Source organism: Pseudomonas sp. BIGb0176 (assembly GCF_024810175.1).
Taxonomy (GTDB): Bacteria; Pseudomonadota; Gammaproteobacteria; order Pseudomonadales; family Pseudomonadaceae; genus Aquipseudomonas; species Aquipseudomonas protegens.
Genome location: NZ_JANUEC010000001.1, coordinates 896,463 through 912,524, shown reverse-complemented (window position 1 = coordinate 912,524; position 16,062 = coordinate 896,463). Strand labels below are relative to the sequence as shown.

General features: G+C 62.3%; 19 protein-coding genes. 9 read left to right on the top strand and 10 right to left on the bottom strand.

Annotated elements, in window-relative coordinates; all coding sequences use genetic code 11:
* Nucleotides 1–59 precede the first annotated feature (59 nt).
* Complete coding sequence (gloA, locus tag M2395_RS03945; protein ID WP_011061675.1) at nucleotides 60–581, top strand: lactoylglutathione lyase; 522 nt, start codon at nucleotides 60–62, stop codon at nucleotides 579–581.
* 172 nt (nucleotides 582–753) lie between these two features.
* Here the strand turns inward: gloA and ahpF are convergent, their stop codons facing one another.
* The 3 genes from ahpF to M2395_RS03930 all read right to left on the bottom strand — a co-directional run bounded on the left by ahpF (nucleotide 754) and on the right by M2395_RS03930 (nucleotide 4,097).
* Nucleotides 754–2,319 (bottom strand): alkyl hydroperoxide reductase subunit F, encoded by a 1,566-nt coding sequence (ahpF, locus tag M2395_RS03940; RefSeq protein WP_011061676.1) that lies wholly within the window; start codon nucleotides 2,317–2,319, stop codon nucleotides 754–756.
* A 124-nt stretch (nucleotides 2,320–2,443) separates the two neighbouring features.
* A complete protein-coding gene (ahpC, locus tag M2395_RS03935; protein ID WP_011061677.1) occupies nucleotides 2,444–3,007 on the bottom strand; it encodes an alkyl hydroperoxide reductase subunit C in 564 nt (187 codons plus the stop codon).
* Between the two features lie 151 nt (nucleotides 3,008–3,158).
* The gene (locus tag M2395_RS03930) at nucleotides 3,159–4,097 is read right to left on the bottom strand and encodes a site-specific integrase (RefSeq protein WP_123430661.1); all 939 of its coding nucleotides are present in this window, start codon (nucleotides 4,095–4,097) and stop codon (nucleotides 3,159–3,161) included.
* A gap of 180 nt (nucleotides 4,098–4,277) precedes the next feature.
* Between M2395_RS03930 and M2395_RS03925 the strand changes: the two genes are divergently transcribed.
* Nucleotides 4,278–5,285 (top strand): DNA-binding protein, encoded by a 1,008-nt coding sequence (locus tag M2395_RS03925; protein ID WP_123430660.1) that lies wholly within the window; start codon nucleotides 4,278–4,280, stop codon nucleotides 5,283–5,285.
* On the opposite strand, the gene gorA is transcribed toward M2395_RS03925, so the two are convergent.
* On the bottom strand, nucleotides 5,286–6,644 hold the full coding sequence (gene gorA, locus M2395_RS03920; protein WP_123430659.1) for a glutathione-disulfide reductase: 1,359 nt from the start codon (nucleotides 6,642–6,644) through the stop codon (nucleotides 5,286–5,288).
* Nucleotides 6,645–6,774: 130 nt separating this feature from the next.
* A complete protein-coding gene (gene galU / locus M2395_RS03915; protein ID WP_011061681.1) occupies nucleotides 6,775–7,614 on the bottom strand; it encodes a UTP--glucose-1-phosphate uridylyltransferase GalU in 840 nt (279 codons plus the stop codon).
* A gap of 465 nt (nucleotides 7,615–8,079) precedes the next feature.
* Here galU and M2395_RS03910 point away from each other — a divergent pair, with 465 nt between their 5' ends.
* Nucleotides 8,080–8,361 carry a hypothetical protein gene (locus M2395_RS03910; protein WP_011061682.1) on the top strand — a complete coding sequence of 94 codons (282 nt, stop codon included), beginning with the start codon at nucleotides 8,080–8,082 and terminating at the stop codon, nucleotides 8,359–8,361.
* Between the two features lie 14 nt (nucleotides 8,362–8,375).
* Here M2395_RS03910 and M2395_RS03905 read toward each other — a convergent pair whose 3' ends face one another.
* The 4 genes from M2395_RS03905 to M2395_RS03890 form a co-directional block, all read right to left on the bottom strand.
* Nucleotides 8,376–8,606 (bottom strand): hypothetical protein, encoded by a 231-nt coding sequence (locus M2395_RS03905; protein ID WP_011061683.1) that lies wholly within the window; start codon nucleotides 8,604–8,606, stop codon nucleotides 8,376–8,378.
* Nucleotides 8,607–8,675: 69 nt separating this feature from the next.
* Entirely contained in the window at nucleotides 8,676–9,527 is an 852-nt protein-coding gene (locus tag M2395_RS03900) for a c-type cytochrome (RefSeq protein WP_373366096.1), read from the bottom strand.
* A gap of 65 nt (nucleotides 9,528–9,592) precedes the next feature.
* A complete protein-coding gene (locus M2395_RS03895) occupies nucleotides 9,593–10,243 on the bottom strand; it encodes a cytochrome c (RefSeq protein ID WP_011061685.1) in 651 nt (216 codons plus the stop codon).
* A gap of 297 nt (nucleotides 10,244–10,540) precedes the next feature.
* Nucleotides 10,541–10,891 (bottom strand): hypothetical protein, encoded by a 351-nt coding sequence (locus M2395_RS03890; protein WP_011061686.1) that lies wholly within the window; start codon nucleotides 10,889–10,891, stop codon nucleotides 10,541–10,543.
* A 211-nt stretch (nucleotides 10,892–11,102) separates the two neighbouring features.
* On the opposite strand from M2395_RS03890, the gene M2395_RS03885 reads away from it, so the two are divergent.
* From M2395_RS03885 to ada, 5 genes are all read left to right on the top strand, one after another.
* Nucleotides 11,103–11,405, top strand: coding sequence for a DUF1883 domain-containing protein (locus tag M2395_RS03885; protein ID WP_011061687.1), 303 nt, complete (start codon nucleotides 11,103–11,105; stop codon nucleotides 11,403–11,405).
* Between the two features lie 29 nt (nucleotides 11,406–11,434).
* Nucleotides 11,435–11,605 (top strand): hypothetical protein, encoded by a 171-nt coding sequence (locus M2395_RS03880; RefSeq protein WP_015635890.1) that lies wholly within the window; start codon nucleotides 11,435–11,437, stop codon nucleotides 11,603–11,605.
* Between the two features lie 103 nt (nucleotides 11,606–11,708).
* Nucleotides 11,709–12,425 (top strand): 2OG-Fe(II) oxygenase, encoded by a 717-nt coding sequence (locus M2395_RS03875; RefSeq protein WP_011061689.1) that lies wholly within the window; start codon nucleotides 11,709–11,711, stop codon nucleotides 12,423–12,425.
* On the top strand, nucleotides 12,415–13,095 hold the full coding sequence (alkB, locus tag M2395_RS03870; RefSeq protein ID WP_123430658.1) for a DNA oxidative demethylase AlkB: 681 nt from the start codon (nucleotides 12,415–12,417) through the stop codon (nucleotides 13,093–13,095). Before M2395_RS03875 ends, alkB begins: the two co-directional genes overlap by 11 nt.
* Before the next feature lie 85 nt (nucleotides 13,096–13,180).
* Nucleotides 13,181–14,266 carry a bifunctional DNA-binding transcriptional regulator/O6-methylguanine-DNA methyltransferase Ada gene (ada, locus tag M2395_RS03865; RefSeq protein WP_011061691.1) on the top strand — a complete coding sequence of 362 codons (1,086 nt, stop codon included), beginning with the start codon at nucleotides 13,181–13,183 and terminating at the stop codon, nucleotides 14,264–14,266.
* Here ada and M2395_RS03860 read toward each other — a convergent pair.
* The gene (locus tag M2395_RS03860; protein ID WP_011061692.1) at nucleotides 14,218–14,706 is read right to left on the bottom strand and encodes a GyrI-like domain-containing protein; all 489 of its coding nucleotides are present in this window, start codon (nucleotides 14,704–14,706) and stop codon (nucleotides 14,218–14,220) included. The two genes, ada and M2395_RS03860, sit on opposite strands and share 49 nt — an antisense overlap.
* Nucleotides 14,707–14,920: 214 nt before the next feature.
* Between M2395_RS03860 and M2395_RS03855 the strand changes: the two genes are divergently transcribed.
* Nucleotides 14,921–15,985 (top strand): nitronate monooxygenase family protein, encoded by a 1,065-nt coding sequence (locus M2395_RS03855; RefSeq protein WP_015635893.1) that lies wholly within the window; start codon nucleotides 14,921–14,923, stop codon nucleotides 15,983–15,985.
* Nucleotides 15,986–16,062 lie beyond the last annotated feature (77 nt).

Sequence of the window (16,062 nt, the reverse complement as noted above, 5' to 3'; positions counted from 1 at the left end):
CCAGCCAAGGCTGCTTGCCCCGGCAAGCAGTCTTGGCCGCACTTTCTTCTGGAGGGCCCATGAGCCTCAACGAACTCAATACCTTTCCCGGCGTGACCGCCCAACCGGATGCGGCCACTGCCCGTTTCGTGTTCAACCACACCATGTTGCGCGTCAAGGACATCACTCGCTCCCTGGACTTCTACACCCGGGTCCTGGGCTTTTCCCTGGTGGAAAAACGCGACTTCCCTGAAGCCGAGTTCAGCCTGTACTTCCTGGCCCTGGTGGACAAGGCACAGATCCCGGCAGACGCTGGCGCACGAACCGAGTGGATGAAGTCGATTCCCGGCATTCTCGAACTGACCCACAACCACGGCACCGAGAACGATCCAGCCTTCGCCTACCACAACGGCAACAGCGACCCGCGCGGCTTCGGCCACATCTGTATCTCGGTGCCGGACATCGTCGCCGCCTGCGAGCGCTTCGAAGCCCTGGGCTGCGATTTCCAGAAGCGCCTGAACGATGGCCGGATGAAAAGCCTGGCCTTCATCAAGGACCCGGACGGCTACTGGGTCGAGATCATCCAGCCAGCACCGCTGTAAACCTATGCAGGTGCGAAGCCGGCCTGTGTAGAAGCTGGATTGTCAGCACTTCCTTTCTCAAGGGCGGCGCAAGACCCAGCGGCCACTTCAGCGACAAGCCGGTGCCTGCCGGCACAGCAATAAAAAACCCCATGAGCCAGGCTCATGGGGTTTTGTTTTTCTAAGCGACCGATCAAGCCGGTGCTGAGGTACGGATCAAGTGATCGAATGCACTGAGGGAAGCCTTGGCGCCCTCGCCCACGGCTATCACGATCTGCTTGTAGGGCACCGTGGTGACGTCACCTGCAGCAAATACCCCAGGCAGCGAAGTCTCGCCGCGGGCATCGACGATGATCTCGCCACGAGGCGACAGCTCGACGGTGCCCTTGAGCCAATCGGTGTTGGGCAACAGGCCGATCTGCACAAAGATGCCTTCCAGGTCCACCGTGTGGAACTCGCCCGAATCACGGTCCTTGTAGGCCAGGCCGGTGACCTTCTGGCCGTCACCCTTCACTTCGCTGGTCAAGGCGCTGGTGATGACTTTGACGTTGGGCAGGCTGAAGAGCTTGCGCTGCAACACCGCATCCGCCCGCAGCTTGCTGTCGAACTCCAGCAGGGTCACGTGGCTGACGATACCCGCCAGGTCGATGGCCGCTTCGACACCGGAGTTGCCGCCGCCAATCACCGCCACACGCTTGCCCTTGAACAGCGGGCCGTCGCAGTGCGGGCAGAAGCACACGCCCTTGGCCTTGTATTCCTGCTCACCCGGCACGCCCATCTCGCGCCAGCGGGCACCGGTAGCCAGGATCACCGACTTGGCCTTGAGGCTGGCGCCGCTTTCGAACTGGATCTCGTGCAAGCCGCCGACTTCCTTGGCCGGCACCAGGGCACTGGCCCGCTGCAGGTTCATGATGTCCACGTCGTACTGCTTGACGTGCTCTTCCAGGGCGGCGGCCAGCTTCGGCCCTTCAGTTGCCTGCACCGAGATGAAGTTCTCGATCGCCATGGTGTCCAGCACCTGGCCACCGAAACGCTCGGCAGCCACACCGGTACGGATGCCTTTGCGAGCGGCATAGATGGCTGCCGAAGCACCCGCTGGACCACCGCCGACCACCAGCACGTCGAAGGCTTCCTTGGCGTTGAGTTTCTGCGCCTGCTTCTCCACCGCACCGGTGTCGAGCTTGGCGAGGATTTCCTCCAGCCCCATGCGCCCCTGGCCGAAGTTCACGCCATTGAGGTAGACACTGGGCACCGCCATGACCTTGCGTTCATCGACTTCGGCCTGGAACAGCGCGCCATCGATGGCCACGTGACGGATGTTGGGGTTGAGCACCGCCATCAGGTTCAGCGCCTGGACCACGTCCGGGCAGTTCTGGCAGGACAGCGAGAAGTAGGTTTCGAAATTGAACTCGCCCTTGAGCGAGCGGATCTGCTCGATCACCTCGGCACTGGCCTTGGATGGATGGCCACCCACTTGCAGCAGGGCCAGCACCAGGGAAGTGAATTCGTGGCCCATGGGAATACCGGCGAAACGCAAGCTGATATCACTTCCCGGGCGATTCAACGAGAACGAAGGCTTGCGCGCGTCGCTGCCGTTATCGAGCAAGGTAATCTGATTGGAAAGACTGACAATGTCTTTGAGTAACGCGAGCATTTCCTGGGATTTCGCACCGTCGTCGAGGGAGGCTACGATCTCGATCGGCTGGGTGACCCGTTCCAGGTAAGACTTCAACTGAGCTTTAAGATTGGCGTCCAACATACGGGCGATCTCCTGTTTTGATTCGGTAGAAAAAACAACGCCCGAGCGAATCTCGCCCGGGCGTTGTTTGAGGGCGGTGCAGCTGACTTAAGTGCGGATCACCGCCCTTGGGTAATGCATGGACTTAGATCTTGCCGACCAGGTCCAGGGACGGAGCCAGGGTGGCCTCGCCTTCTTTCCACTTGGCTGGGCAGACTTCGCCTGGGTGAGCAGCGACGTACTGAGCGGCCTTGATCTTGCGCAGCAGCTCGGAAGCGTCACGGCCTACACCGCCGTCGTTGATTTCAACGATCTTGATCTGCCCTTCAGGGTTGATCACGAAGGTGCCGCGGTCAGCCAGACCGGCTTCTTCGATCAGCACATCGAAGTTGCGGGAGATGGCCAGGGTCGGGTCGCCGATCATGGTGTACTGGATCTTGCCGATGGCTGGCGAAGTGTTGTGCCAGGCAGCGTGGGCGAAGTGGGTGTCGGTGGAAACGCTGTAGATCTCGACGCCCAGCTTCTGGAATTCGGCGTAGTTGTCGGCCAGGTCTTCCAGCTCGGTTGGGCACACGAAGGTGAAGTCAGCCGGGTAGAAGAACACGACAGACCATTTGCCTTTCAGATCGGCGTCCGACACTTCGACGAATGCGCCGTTTTTGAATGCGGTAGCTTTGAAGGGTTTAACTTGGCTGTTGATGATAGGCATCGTTGACTCTCCATCAGTGGTTGAGAACATTGGGTGAAAACTTGATGGGGAGAATCCTAACCAATGAATCGCCCCTTGGCTCATTGGCAAACCTGATGCTGCCGATTGGTTTTGACTATCAGCCAACAGTATTAATAGAAGAAACCTTAATCTACTGCTGTACCGGCTTCTCGCCGATGCGCGCCATGCCCATGAACGGGTTGGCCTCGACGTAGCGCATGGCGGACTGCATGTCCTTCCAGCCGACATAGCTCATCAGTGATTTCAGATCCCAACCGCTGCGGTGCGCCCAGGTGGCGAAGCCCCGGCGCAGGGAATGGCTGGTGTAGTGTTCGCCAGCGATACCGGCACGCTCCAGGGCTTGGCGCAGCAACGCGATCACGCTATTGGCATGCAACCCCTGCTCGCTCAGGCGCCCCCAGCGGTTGATGCCGCGAAACACCGGCCCGCGCACCAGCGCCGCGCTGTTGATCCACTCGATATAGGCCTGCACCGGGCACAGGCGCAGCAAGGCCGGGGTGTGAAAGGTCCGCCCAAGGTTGTCACGGTCACTCTTGCTGCGGGGCAGGTAGAGGCTGATGCCCGACCCGGCCATCGCTTGCACATGCTCGATCTGCAAGCGGCACAGCTCATCACTGCGAAAGCCGCGCCAGAAGCCCAGCAAGATCAGCGCCCGATCACGCCGGGCACGTAACAGATCCCCCTGGCGCTGTTCAGTTGCGGCACTCGCGACCTCCTCATCTAGCCAGGCGACGACCTGTTCCAGGTGCTGCAGCTCCAAGGGTTGCGCCTGTTTTTCCTGTACCGGGTGCAGCGCACGGATGCCCTTGAACACCTGGCGCACCACCGGTGCCTTGGTCGGGTCGGCAAAGCCCTGGCTGCTGTGCCACTGGGCCAGGGCCGACAGGCGCAACCGCAGGGTATTGATCGACAGCTCACCGGCATAGGCGGCCAGGTAGCGGGCCACGCTTTCGGCCGTAGCCGGAAGGAAACCGCCCCACTGCACTTCGAAATGCTCGATGGCCGCCCGATAGCTGCGACGGGTGTTGTCGCGGGTGGCGGCTTGCAGATAACGATCCAGCTCGCTCATGGCAGCTCAACTCAGGCAAATGTACGGCGATGGCTGGCGAAAACCGCCCTCAGCGCCTATCACACGGGGTAATACCATAATATCCCATGTCAGTTTCAGGCTTTTGATAAATTCACATCTGCTGTACAATTCCATGTAATTACATACTACGTAACACAGTACCAAATCGTCGGAGGATGCATGGCTCGCGGAGGCATAAACAAGGCGGTGGTGAAGAAAGCGCGTCAGGCGATTCTTGCCCGCGGCGAACACCCCAGCATCGACGCAGTACGCATCGAAATGGGTAATACCGGCTCGAAAACCACCATCCACCGCTATCTCAAGGAGCTGGATGACGGCGCCAGCCGGCGTGACAGCGGCCCTGCGCCCCTGGACCAAGAACTGGGCGAACTGGTGGGGCGCCTGGCGCAACGTCTGCAGGAGCAGGCCCAGGAACCCCTGGAGCAAGCCCTCGCCCACTTCGAAGAACAGAAGCAGGTGCTGGAACACCAGATGAACGAAGCCCACCAGCTTCAGGAGCAGTTGCAACAGCAGTTGCAGATTCAGGCCAGCGCCCTGGCCGGGGAAAGCGCCGCCCTGCAAGACACTCGCTCCATGCTGCAGAGCGAACAGACCCGCAACGCCGAACTCAACCAGGCACTCAAGGGCCTTGAGCTGCGGCTGGAGGACAAGGAGCGGCAGATCCACTCCCTGGAGGAAAAGCACCTGCATGCCAGGGACGCCCTGGAGCACTACCGCGCGGCCAGCAAGGAACAGCGCGAACAGGAGCAGCGCCGCCACGAAGGGCAGTTGCAACAGATCCAGATGGAGCTGCGCCAGGCCCAACAGAGCGCGCTGGTACGCCAGGACGAGATCACCCAACTGCATCGCGATAACGAGCGCCTGCTCAGCGAACAGCGCGCCATCCAAAAAGAGCTCAAGCAAGCCCAGGATGCCGCCAGCAAGAACTCGGCGCTACAGGCCCGCCTGAGCGAACAGGTCGCCCGCCAGGACAGCGAAAGCACCCTGCTCCAGGAACGCCTGCGCGTTGCCCAGGAAGAAGTTCAGGCACTCAAGGAACAAACCAGGAAACAGGCTCGATCGAGCAAGGAGATGGAGTTGCGCGCCACCAAGGCCGAGGCCGGCCTGGAGGCGTTGCGCCTGGCTGCTGCCACCAAGGCCCAGCCAGACGCACCTGCGAAGGCTTGATCAGCCCGCGACAGGCGTACGCATGGTGACGAACTCTTCGGCGGCCGTCGGGTGCACGCCGATGGTTTCGTCGAAGTCGCGCTTGGTCGCCCCCGCCTTCAGGGCAATTGCCAGGCCCTGGACGATTTCACCGGCATCCGGGCCGACCATGTGGCAACCCAGGACCTTGTCGCTGTCGGCGTCCACCACCAGCTTCATCAGGGTGCGTTCCTGGCAGTCGGTCAGGGTCAGTTTCATCGGCCGGAAGCGGCTCTCGAAAATCTGCACCTTATGCCCCGCTTCTCGCGCCTGCTCTTCGGTGAGGCCGACGGTACCGATGTTCGGCAGGCTGAACACCGCCGTAGGAATCATCTGGTAATCCACGGGACGGTACTGCTCGGGCTTGAACAGGCGCCGAGCCACGGCCATGCCCTCGGCCAGGGCCACCGGCGTCAGTTGCACGCGGCCGATGACATCGCCAATCGCCAGGATCGACGGCTCACTGCTCTGATACTGCTCGTCCACTTCGATGAAACCGCGCTTGTCGAGCTTCACGCCGGTATTCTCCAGCCCCAGGTTGTCCAGCATCGGCCGGCGCCCGGTGGCATAGAACACACAATCGGCGGCCAGCTTGCGACCATCCTTGAGGGTGACCTCAAGACTGCCGTCGGCCTGCTTGTCGATGCGCTCGATGTCGGCATTGAACTGCAGGCCCAAACCACGCTTGGTCAGTTCCTCCTGCAAGTGCTTGCGCACTGCGCCGTCGAAACCGCGCAGGAACAGCTCACCGCGATACAACAGCTGGGTATCGGCGCCCAGACCATGGAAGATCCCGGCAAACTCCACCGCGATGTAGCCACCGCCCACCACCAGCACGCGCTTGGGCAGCTCCTTGAGGAAGAAGGCCTCGTTGGAACTGATGGCATGCTCACGCCCCGGGATATCCGGGATCTGTGGCCAGCCGCCGGTGGCAATGAGGATGTGCTTGGCGCTGTAGCGTTGGCCGTTGACCTCTACCTGCTGCGGATCGATCAGCTTGGCGTGGCCTTCATGCAGTGTCACGCCGCTGTTGACCAGCAGATTGCGGTAGATGCCGTTGAGGCGATTGATTTCGCGATCCTTGTTGGCGATCAGGGTCGCCCAATCGAAATTCGCCTCACCCAGGGACCAGCCGAAACCCGAGGCCTGCTCGAAGTCTTCGGCGAAGTGCGCGCCGTACACCAGCAGCTTTTTCGGCACGCAGCCGACGTTGACACAGGTACCGCCCAGATAGCGGCTTTCAGCGACCGCGACCTTCGCGCCAAAACCCGCCGCGAATCGCGCGCAGCGCACACCGCCGGAACCGGCACCAATTACATAAAGATCAAAATCGTAGGCCATTTCACTCTCCCAGGCAGGCTGACAAGCATAACCGCAGATGGCGATCGGGTCAGCGCAGAGGTCTACATAAGGGCGACAAATGAAAAAGCCACCCGAAGGTGGCTTTTCCGAAAAACCCGTGCAGCGGCTATCAGTAAGCCTTGCCGGTCTTGTAGAAGTTCTCGAAGCAGAAGTTGGTTGCGTCGATGTAGCCTTCGGCACCACCGCAGTCGAAACGCTTGCCCTTGAACTTGTAGGCCATCACGCAACCGTTCTGCGCCTGTTTCATCAGGGCATCGGTGATCTGGATCTCGCCACCCTTGCCCGGCTCGGTCTGCTCGATCAGGTCAAAGATGTCCGGAGTCAGGATGTAACGACCGATGATCGCCAGGTTCGACGGTGCGTCTTCCGGCTTTGGCTTCTCGACCATGCTGTGAACGCGGTAGATGTCGTCACGGATCATCTCGCCAGCAATCACGCCGTACTTGTTGGTTTCCTGCGGATCGACTTCCTGGATGGCCACGATCGAGCAGCGGAACTGCTTGTACAGCTTGACCATCTGGGTCAGTACGCCGTCGCCTTCGAGGTTGACGCACAGGTCGTCCGCCAGTACCACGGCGAAGGGTTCGTCACCGATCAGCGGGCGGCCAGTCAGAATGGCGTGGCCCAGGCCTTTCATTTCGGTCTGGCGAGTGTAGGAGAACGAGCACTCGTCCAGCAGCTTGCGGATACCGACCAGGTATTTCTCCTTGTCGGTGCCCTTGATCTGGTTTTCCAGCTCGTAACTGATGTCGAAGTGGTCTTCGAGGGCGCGCTTGCCGCGGCCGGTCACGATGGAGATTTCATTCAATCCGGCATCCAGCGCTTCTTCAACGCCGTACTGGATCAGTGGCTTGTTCACCACCGGCAGCATTTCTTTAGGCATGGCTTTAGTCGCTGGCAGGAAGCGAGTACCGTAACCGGCTGCTGGGAACAAGCATTTCTTGATCATATGAGTCCTTAAAAAGGCTGTGTGTACGAGTTTCGGCGCAGTCTAATGAGGGCGCGAGCGCCTTACAATGCCCCGCGCTGGCTAACCGCTGCCATCATAGAGAAATAAAGTGCCAGATAGTTCCGCAGCATCCTCCAGATAGCCTGCCAGGTAAACCTCCATCACCGCGCAGCGCTTGTAAACCGGCACCTGCACAGGGTTGCCGGAATGCCCCAGGCATCGGCCAGGCACACCCTCGACTCAACGGCCAAGGCGGGCCATCCGGACTCCATGATGGCACCGTTTTCGCCCTGGCGATGTTCACCCGCAGGCACCACAACCCCCTCACCCAGAGGGGCTGCGGCACTTTTGCAGGCCCGCGGAGGACTAAGGTGACGTGCTGTACCGAAATGGCCATTAGCTATAGCATCGCCACTGGCATGCACGGCCACTTCACCCCCTCCCCCTCAGATGACGAAATCCCCCATGAACAGACTTTTCACTGTCACCGCAGTACTGGCCCTGAGTGGATGTGCCACCGCCTCCAATACCTACCTGGCCAATGGCGAACAAGGCCTGAGCATCGATTGCTCTGGCGAGGCCAGCTCCTGGGCCAGCTGTTACGAGAAAGCCGAGGCGTCCTGCGCCGGCACCGGCTATCGGATCGTCAGCACTGTCGGCACGCCCGCCACCAAGGAAAGCGACAAGACCCTCGGCGTCGATGTTGGCAACTATAAAAGCCGCAGCGTGGTGGTGGTCTGCAAGTAGAAGGCGCACGCCCTCTACATATGAATTTCGGCGAACTTGATGCCCAGGCCACGAATGGTTTCGATCAGGTCGTCGAGACGGCAGAAAGATTCCACCTCGTCGCTGTCGTCCACCAGAAAATAGCTGCGCCCGGCGCTCTTCTTGAAAAACACAATCCATTCCCCTGAATTGGCCGGGTTCTGGATCACGTGGGTGGCAGAGATCAAGCCCTCTGCATGCTTTGCCCTGACATCTTCCCGCTTCATGCTTTCTCCCAAAAAATCGATGCCGCCCAGGCGTGAGCCCGGGCGGCACCGGCAACAATGGGCGCTAGTTTATCGGATGCCCTGGCCTATCAGCACGCCTTCTACCGTCTGACCGTACAAATTCACCCCGTCATTGGCGTGGAACTTGACCCGGGTCTTCTCGATGGAGCCCTCTACCAGGCGCGGGTCCTGCGGCCGCTCGTGGCTGTTGACGAACGCCGCCACGTCCCAGGCCTGCTGATCGCTCAGGCTGCCGCCCTTGCCCAGAGGCATGTTGTGCTTGATGAAGGACGCCGCAGTATTGATCCGGTGCATCCCTGCACCCCAGTTGTAGGAATCCTTGCCCCAGAGTGGCGGCATCACGTAATCCGCACCGGCCTTCTGGCCCTGGCCGTTGTCACCGTGGCAAACCGCACACTGCGCCTGATACACCGCCGCACCCTGCTTGAGGTCGTAGCCTTTGGCGGGCTGCGCCACGTCGGGATACCCGCGCCCGGGCAGCTCGACGCCCAGCGGCGCCTTGCTCGCCAGCCAGTAGGCATACACCGACAGCGCGGTAATCTGCGGACTGTCCGCCGCCGGCGGCTTGCCACCGTTCATGCTGAACTGAAAACAGCCTTGCAGGCGCTCGGCAAAGGTATTCACCTTGTCGTTCTTCTTGCGATAGGCCGGGTACATCGGGTACGCGCCCCACAGTGGCGCCGAGTTGGCCAGGCGCCCCTGGTCAAGGTGGCAATTGCTGCAATTGAGGCCGTTGCCAACGAACTGCGGCGCCAGGCGCTTGGTATCGACGAACAGGGCGTAGCCTTCGCGTACCAGCTTGCCGTAGGCGTTGTCCGGCAGCTCGCTTTCAGCCGGCGGCTTGAAGTACTCGACATGGGCGGAAGCGCTCGGCGCCGGGATCTGCGACTGGTCCTCCATGGCGATGGTGGCCGCCTGGACCTGGATCGCGAGCAGGCTCAGCAGCGCCCCTGGAATCAATAGTTTCATGGGCGCGCCTCCTGGGAGTTCAAGGTTGCAAAGTAGTCCGCCACGGCAGCCACTTCTTCGGCGCTCAGGGATTTGGCGATGTGCCCCATCAAGTCATTGGGGTCGTTGTGGCGGGTACCTTCACGCCAGGCGTTGAGCTGTGCCACCAGGTAGCTGGCAGGCTGCCCGGCCAGGGGTGGGAAGGCGGTACCGACGCCCACGCCACCCGGTCCGTGGCAACTGACGCACTCGGGCACTTGCCGTTCCCAGGCACCACGCAGGGCCAGGCGCTCACCGACACCGGTGGCCACCTGGCTACGGCTGACAGGAGCCAGCTTGGGCGCAGGCATGGCGGCCAGGGTCGTGGTGACCGCGGTGATTTCCTCTTCACTCAAGGCCTTGGCCAGCGGTTGCATCACAGGGCTGGTGCGGGCGCCGCTGCGAAAGTCGTGCAACTGCTTGCCCAGATATCCCGCTGGCAACCCGGCAAGGCGTGGAAACCCGGCCGGAGCCAGGCCCATGCCATCGGCGCCATGGCAGGCCAGGCAAGCCGTCGCCCCCGGCTGGGCGCCTCCCTGGGTAAAGACTTTCTGCCCCTCCACGGCATGGGCAGTTTGAACCAACAGCAGCATCAGGCCACTCAATAGCATTCGATCCAGTGGGATCATATGAACTCCATTATTCTAGTTATATGCTTAGACCTGCATGGCATAAGCACACAAATAGTAGGTCAATTGATCCACCGGGACAACGCGAAATTGCCCCGCGCCTATCGAATACCGAACAGCAAAACAAGGTTTTACCAGGCGAAAAAAAGCGGCTAATCGCCGCAGTGCAACAAGGCTTCTGCCCACGCAAAAGCAGCCCCGGGCGGCGCTTGGCGGCGCTACCCGGGGCCTGGGGCAAAGTCTGGAGAAGGGATGCAAGCGGGTAACCGGGGCCGGTCACCCGCAGGGAGCAACGGCTTAGCCGGAGATACAGTCTTCACCGGCCTTGCGCACATCCTGAGGGCGCAAGGGGTTGTTGCTCATCTGCTCGTGCAGCTTGATGCTGCTGCCACCGGAACGCGCCTCAATGTAGAACACTGCAGCCGGGGCCGGCGACAGGCTCTGGGGCACTAGTACCCGAAAGCCGTCCTTGTGCGGCTCGACCTGCAGCGCGCCGCGGCTGCCGGAGAGCTTGTCGGCCAGGCACTTGGCGTATTCCTGAGGCTTCTTGCCGGAAATCACGCTCAGGGTTGGCGGTGTCTGGTTGATGTCCGAGACGCTTGCGCAACCGCCGATGGCCAAGACCAGAACCCACACCCAGCGCTTCATATAAAAATCTCCAATAAAGTCCCTCCGACAGCAAAGGCGCCGTTTTTCTCCGGAGGCACGGCTTTATCGCCGATAAAAATCCAAATAACTGTTTTAAATTGTCAAAGCTCGACGCCGGGGCCGAATAATACTCCTTTGGGCCTGATAAACTGCGCCACCGCCCACGCAAACGTTTTTTGCTTTTGTAGCTATAGCCCTTCTGGAGGCGCCCATGAAATTCATCCACCAGCGCGAGCACCTGAACGAAGACGATATCGTCGTCATCGAATGCTCCCAGGTCTGTAACATTCGCCTGATGAGCGACGCCAACTTCCGCAGTTTCAAGAACGGCGGCCGTCATACCTATCACGGCGGCGCCTTCGACAAGTTCCCGGCAAAGATCACCGCCCCCAGCACTGGCTTCTGGAACATCACCATCGACACCGTCAACCGTCGGCCCATCAGCGTGACCCGCAAGCCGAACCTGACGCATTCGATCCGCATCATTCGCCGCTCCAGCTCGAAACTGCGCTAAGCCCTCCCCTCGCGACAACAGGTAGCCCCGTGCCCCAGACCACCAAGTACGTCATCAAATACAAGCTCAACGGTGAGCGCCGCTTCGAATTCGCCCAGTTGCAGACCGGCTCCGAGGAAGAAGCCCGGGCCGCCCTCGAGGCGCTGCATGGCCAGTCCGACGATGTCATCAGCGACGTCAGCGTCAGCAAGGCCTTGTAGAGCGCCGCTGCGCACCACCGATTCAAGCGCAAGCAACGGAGTGTTCCGCGGCCAACCGTGCCGCAGACTGACCGGGTTCCCTACCGCCCAGGACACTCCAGCCATGCCTGCCCCCTCGCTACACGATCGCCTGCAACAACTGGATTGGGCCCGCATCGAGCAGGCCCTCGACCAGGACGGCTGCGCCCGCCTCGAAGGCCTGTTGACCCCAGCGCAATGCCAGGCCCTGAGCCGGCTTTACCAGAGCCCCGAGTTGTTTCGCTCGAAAGTGATCATGGCCCGCCATGGTTTTGGCCGTGGCCAGTACCAGTATTTTGGCTATCCGCTGCCGGAGCCCGTGGCGCAATTGCGCCAGTTGCTCTACCCGCGCCTGGTGGACCAGGCCAACCGCTGGAACCGCCTGATGAACATCGACGTCCAATATCCGATGCAACACGCCGCCTTCATCCAGCGCTGCCACGACGCCGGGCAGATGCGCCCGACGCCCTTGCTGCTGCAATACGGCCCCGGGGACTACAACTGCCTGCACCAGGATCTGTACGGCGAGCATGTATTCCCCTTGCAAGTGGCCTTCCTGTTGTCGCAGCCGGGAAGCGACTTCAGCGGCGGTGAACTGGTGCTCACCGAACAGCGCCCACGCATGCAATCGCGGCCGCAGGTCATTGGTCTGAAGCAGGGTGATGGGCTGGTTTTCGCCGTGCATCATCGCCCGGTAGCCGGAGCGCGCGGGCACTATCGGGTGACCTTGCGCCACGGTGTCAGCCGCGTTCACAGTGGCCAGCGCCATACCCTTGGAGTGATTTTTCACGATGCACTGTAATGATGGCGGCCCAGCCACCCTCGGGCTGTTCAGTGACAGCGACCTGCAGCAGCCTGCCCGCGTCGAGGTCCTGGGCCCACAATCCCGGGTATTGCGCGGCTTCGCCCTGCCCTGGGTCGAAGCGCTGCTGCCGCAACTCGATGCCGTGCTCGCCGCCGCACCCTTTCGCCAGATGCAGACGCCCGGCGGCTTCACCATGTCGGTGGGCCTCAGCAGTTGCGGGCAACTGGGCTGGACCACCGACCGCAGCGGCTACCGCTACAGCCCCATCGACCCGCAAAGCCAGCGCCCCTGGCCAGCACTGCCCAAGGTATTCCAGGAGCTGGCCGAAGCCGCGGCCGAGGCGGCCGGCTTTCCCGGGTTCGCCCCGGACTCCTGCCTGATCAACTGCTACCGGCCGGGGGCAAAGATGTCACTGCATCAGGACAAGAACGAGCGCGACTACTCGGCCCCTATCGTGTCCCTGTCCCTGGGCCTGCCGGCGATCTTTCTCTTCGGCGGCCGGCAGCGCAGCGACAAGAGCCAGCGGGTCGCGCTGCTGCATGGCGATGTGGTGGTCTGGGGCGGCGTCGACCGCCTGCGCTATCACGGAGTGCTGGCCCTCAAGGACGGCTACCACCCGCTGTTGGGCCAGCAACGGATCAACCTGACCTTGCGCCGGGCCGGCTGACGTTGAGAATTCAAGCGCAAGGCCCGGAGTGCCGAACGGCCCCAGCTTGGTTAATCTGGCCGCCACCGCTTACCGAGTACCGACCATGACCGCCTTGTCGCGCAAGCACCGCATCGAACAGGACCCCCGCTGGCAAGCCGTGCTCAAGCGCGATGCCAGCGCCGACGCCAGCTTTGTCTACGCCGTGCGCACCACCGGCGTCTATTGCCGCCCCAGCAGCCTGTCGCGCTTGCCCAAGGCCGAGAATGTCGAATTCTTCGACAGCGCCGAGCAAGCCGAAGCCGCCGGCTACCGCCCGAGCAAGCGCCTGGCCAGTGACCAGACCCAGGTCGCGGCGCACCATGCCACGCTGGTGGCGCTGGCCTGCCGGCAGATCGAGGGCGCCGAAACACCGCCCAGCCTGGGCCAGCTGGCGCAGCAGGCCGGCATGAGCAGCTATCACTTTCACCGAGTGTTCAAGGCCGCCACCGGGCTGACCCCCCGGGCCTATGCCAACGCGCAACGCTCACGCAAGGTACGCTCCCACCTGGAACGCGGCCAGTCGGTCACCGAAGCCCTGTATGACGCCGGCTTCAACTCCAACAGCCGTTTCTACGAAGCGGCCGACCAGTTGCTGGGCATGACGCCCAGCGACTACCGCGCCGGCGGCCCCAACACCGATATCCGCTTCGCCCTCGGCCAGTGTTCCCTGGGGGCAATACTGGTGGCGCAAAGCGCGCGCGGTGTGTGTGCGATTCTCCTGGGGGATGAACCCGGCCCGCTGCTGGAGCAACTGCAGGACAAGTTCCCCCGGGCCAACCTGATCGGTGCCGACCGCGATTTCGAGCGCCTGGTCGCCCAGGTAGTGGGGTTTATCGAGGCCCCGGCCATTGGCCTGGACCTGCCCCTGGATCTGCAGGGCACGGTGTTCCAGGAGCGGGTATGGCAGGCCCTGAGGAGCATTCCTCTGGGCAGCACCGCCAGTTACGCCGAAATTGCCCAGCGCATTGGCGCGCCCAAGTCCATGCGCGCCGTGGCCCAGGCCTGCGCGGCCAACAGCCTGGCGGTGGCCATTCCCTGCCACCGGGTGGTACGCAGCGACGGCAGCCTTTCAGGCTACCGCTGGGGTGTGGAACGCAAGCGTCAGTTGCTGGAGCGCGAAGCGGCCTGCGAGGCCTCGATGCCGATGTAGATCGCCACCGAATCGGCACTGGTGTAGACCTCGAAATCCGTGGCGAAGGCGCGCCGGACCTGGGGGTTGTCCTGGAAGTAGGCCCAGATCAGCCCCCAGGTCTGGATCACGCAATCGGGCATCGCGCCCTTGGCACTGAACACCAGGTAGTCCCCGCCCTGGACAGCCACGCTCGGGTAGTCGGCGCAGGCACCTTCCAGCGCCACGCCGGCGGTCACGTCGAAGTGCCCGCTGGCATCGGACTCGTAGTTGGAATAGACGCCGTAGACGAACGAATCAGCCTGGCGAGGGCTGATCTTGTCGAACAGCCCCTCGACATAGAAGCGCTGCCACATCGGCCCGATCCGGGCGCTGTCGGCCTGTTGCTCGGCGGCGTTGAGGGTCCTTACTTGCAGGCCTGCAACGCTGAACGGCAGTACTTCACGCAGTTTTACATCCATGGCCAGCCTTCCTTGAGGGGTGCGATGAGGAAAAATATCCGCCGCAGTCTAGCGCCGGATCGACGCCGCCGACAGCCGTCGGCAGCGGCCGCTGTATCGGTTGCAAAGGCCTGGAATCGAGCCCCGTGGAAAAGTCAGCTGGCCTCGGGGCGCCATCTCCTGATAAAAACCACGGGCTGCATCGTCTAAACCTGCCGACGGAGAATTCCCGCAAATGAGCCAATGGACTGATCGCCGCCTCTTAGACCTGCTGGGTATCGCCCTGCCCATCATCCAAGCGCCCATGGCCGGCCCCTCCGGCTCCGCCATGGTGATCGGCGCCTCCCGGGCCGGTGCTCTGGGCTCCCTGCCCTGCGCCATGCTCGACGCCGGGCAGATCCGCCAGGAAGTACAGGTGATTCGCTCAGCCACGCAGAACCCATTGAACCTGAATTTCTTCTGCCACCAGGTGCAGCCCGTCGATGCCGAACACGAGCAACGCTGGAAGAACGCCCTGGAGCCCTACTATCGCGAGCTGGGCGCCGACTTCGATGCTCCGACCCCGGTCAGCAACCGCGCGCCCTTCGATGAGAGCACCTGCCAACTGGTGGAAGAGTTGCGCCCTGAAGTCGTGAGTTTCCACTTCGGCCTTCCAGAGCCTTCGTTGCTGGCCCGGGTCAAGGCCACCGGAGCCAAGGTGCTGTCCTCGGCCAGCACCGTCGATGAAGCGCTCTGGCTGGAGGAGCGCGGCTGCGACGCGATCATCGCCATGGGCTACGAAGCCGGCGGCCACCGGGCAATCTTCCTCGGCGACGATCTCAACAGCCAGGTCGGCACCATGGCCCTGGTGCCGCAGATCGTCGACGCGGTGCAACTGCCGGTGATTGCCGCCGGCGGCATCGGCGATGCCCGGGGCATCGTCGCGGCGCTGGCCCTGGGAGCCTCGGCGGTGCAACTGGGCACCGCTTACCTGTTCACCCCGGAAGCCAAGGTCAGCGCCGCCCACCACCATGCCCTGCGCCACGCCAAGGAAAGCGAAACCGCGTTGACCAACCTGTTCACCGGGCGCCCGGCCCGGGGCATCGTCAACCGCGTCATGCGCGAAATCGGCCCCATCAGCCCGTTGGCGCCGGCCTTCCCCCGGGCCGGCGGCGCCTTGATGCCGCTGCGTGCCAAGGACGAGGCGGACTTCGCCAACCTCTGGTCCGGCCAGGCCCTGCGCCTGGGGGTGGAACTGCCCGCCTACGAACTGACCCTGCGCCTGGCCGAACAAACCCTGGCACAACTGCGCAGACGCTGATTCACTAGAGCCGCGATCACATCGCGGCCCGGGCAACAAGCGCTGGCAACAGAGTTCCGTTCATCGACAAATCGCTA

What these genes read in the sequence shown, in the direction of transcription:
- M2395_RS03855 (WP_015635893.1), top strand. Translation starts at nt 14,921, where the DNA reads ATGAGCCAATGGACTGATCGCCGCCTCTTAGACCTGCTGGGTATCGCC.
- M2395_RS03905 (WP_011061683.1), bottom strand. Translation starts at nt 8,606, where the DNA reads ATGAAGCGGGAAGATGTCAGGGCAAAGCATGCAGAGGGCTTGATCTCT.
- alkB (WP_123430658.1), top strand. Translation starts at nt 12,415, where the DNA reads ATGCACTGTAATGATGGCGGCCCAGCCACCCTCGGGCTGTTCAGTGAC.
- ahpC (WP_011061677.1), bottom strand. Translation starts at nt 3,007, where the DNA reads ATGCCTATCATCAACAGCCAAGTTAAACCCTTCAAAGCTACCGCATTC.
- M2395_RS03900 (WP_373366096.1), bottom strand. Translation starts at nt 9,527, where the DNA reads ATGGAGGACCAGTCGCAGATCCCGGCGCCGAGCGCTTCCGCCCATGTC.
- M2395_RS03895 (WP_011061685.1), bottom strand. Translation starts at nt 10,243, where the DNA reads ATGATCCCACTGGATCGAATGCTATTGAGTGGCCTGATGCTGCTGTTG.
- ahpF (WP_011061676.1), bottom strand. Translation starts at nt 2,319, where the DNA reads ATGTTGGACGCCAATCTTAAAGCTCAGTTGAAGTCTTACCTGGAACGG.
- M2395_RS03860 (WP_011061692.1), bottom strand. Translation starts at nt 14,706, where the DNA reads ATGGATGTAAAACTGCGTGAAGTACTGCCGTTCAGCGTTGCAGGCCTG.
- galU (WP_011061681.1), bottom strand. Translation starts at nt 7,614, where the DNA reads ATGATCAAGAAATGCTTGTTCCCAGCAGCCGGTTACGGTACTCGCTTC.
- M2395_RS03930 (WP_123430661.1), bottom strand. Translation starts at nt 4,097, where the DNA reads ATGAGCGAGCTGGATCGTTATCTGCAAGCCGCCACCCGCGACAACACC.
- M2395_RS03875 (WP_011061689.1), top strand. Translation starts at nt 11,709, where the DNA reads ATGCCTGCCCCCTCGCTACACGATCGCCTGCAACAACTGGATTGGGCC.
- M2395_RS03910 (WP_011061682.1), top strand. Translation starts at nt 8,080, where the DNA reads ATGAACAGACTTTTCACTGTCACCGCAGTACTGGCCCTGAGTGGATGT.
- ada (WP_011061691.1), top strand. Translation starts at nt 13,181, where the DNA reads ATGACCGCCTTGTCGCGCAAGCACCGCATCGAACAGGACCCCCGCTGG.
- M2395_RS03885 (WP_011061687.1), top strand. Translation starts at nt 11,103, where the DNA reads ATGAAATTCATCCACCAGCGCGAGCACCTGAACGAAGACGATATCGTC.
- M2395_RS03925 (WP_123430660.1), top strand. Translation starts at nt 4,278, where the DNA reads ATGGCTCGCGGAGGCATAAACAAGGCGGTGGTGAAGAAAGCGCGTCAG.
- gorA (WP_123430659.1), bottom strand. Translation starts at nt 6,644, where the DNA reads ATGGCCTACGATTTTGATCTTTATGTAATTGGTGCCGGTTCCGGCGGT.
- M2395_RS03890 (WP_011061686.1), bottom strand. Translation starts at nt 10,891, where the DNA reads ATGAAGCGCTGGGTGTGGGTTCTGGTCTTGGCCATCGGCGGTTGCGCA.
- gloA (WP_011061675.1), top strand. Translation starts at nt 60, where the DNA reads ATGAGCCTCAACGAACTCAATACCTTTCCCGGCGTGACCGCCCAACCG.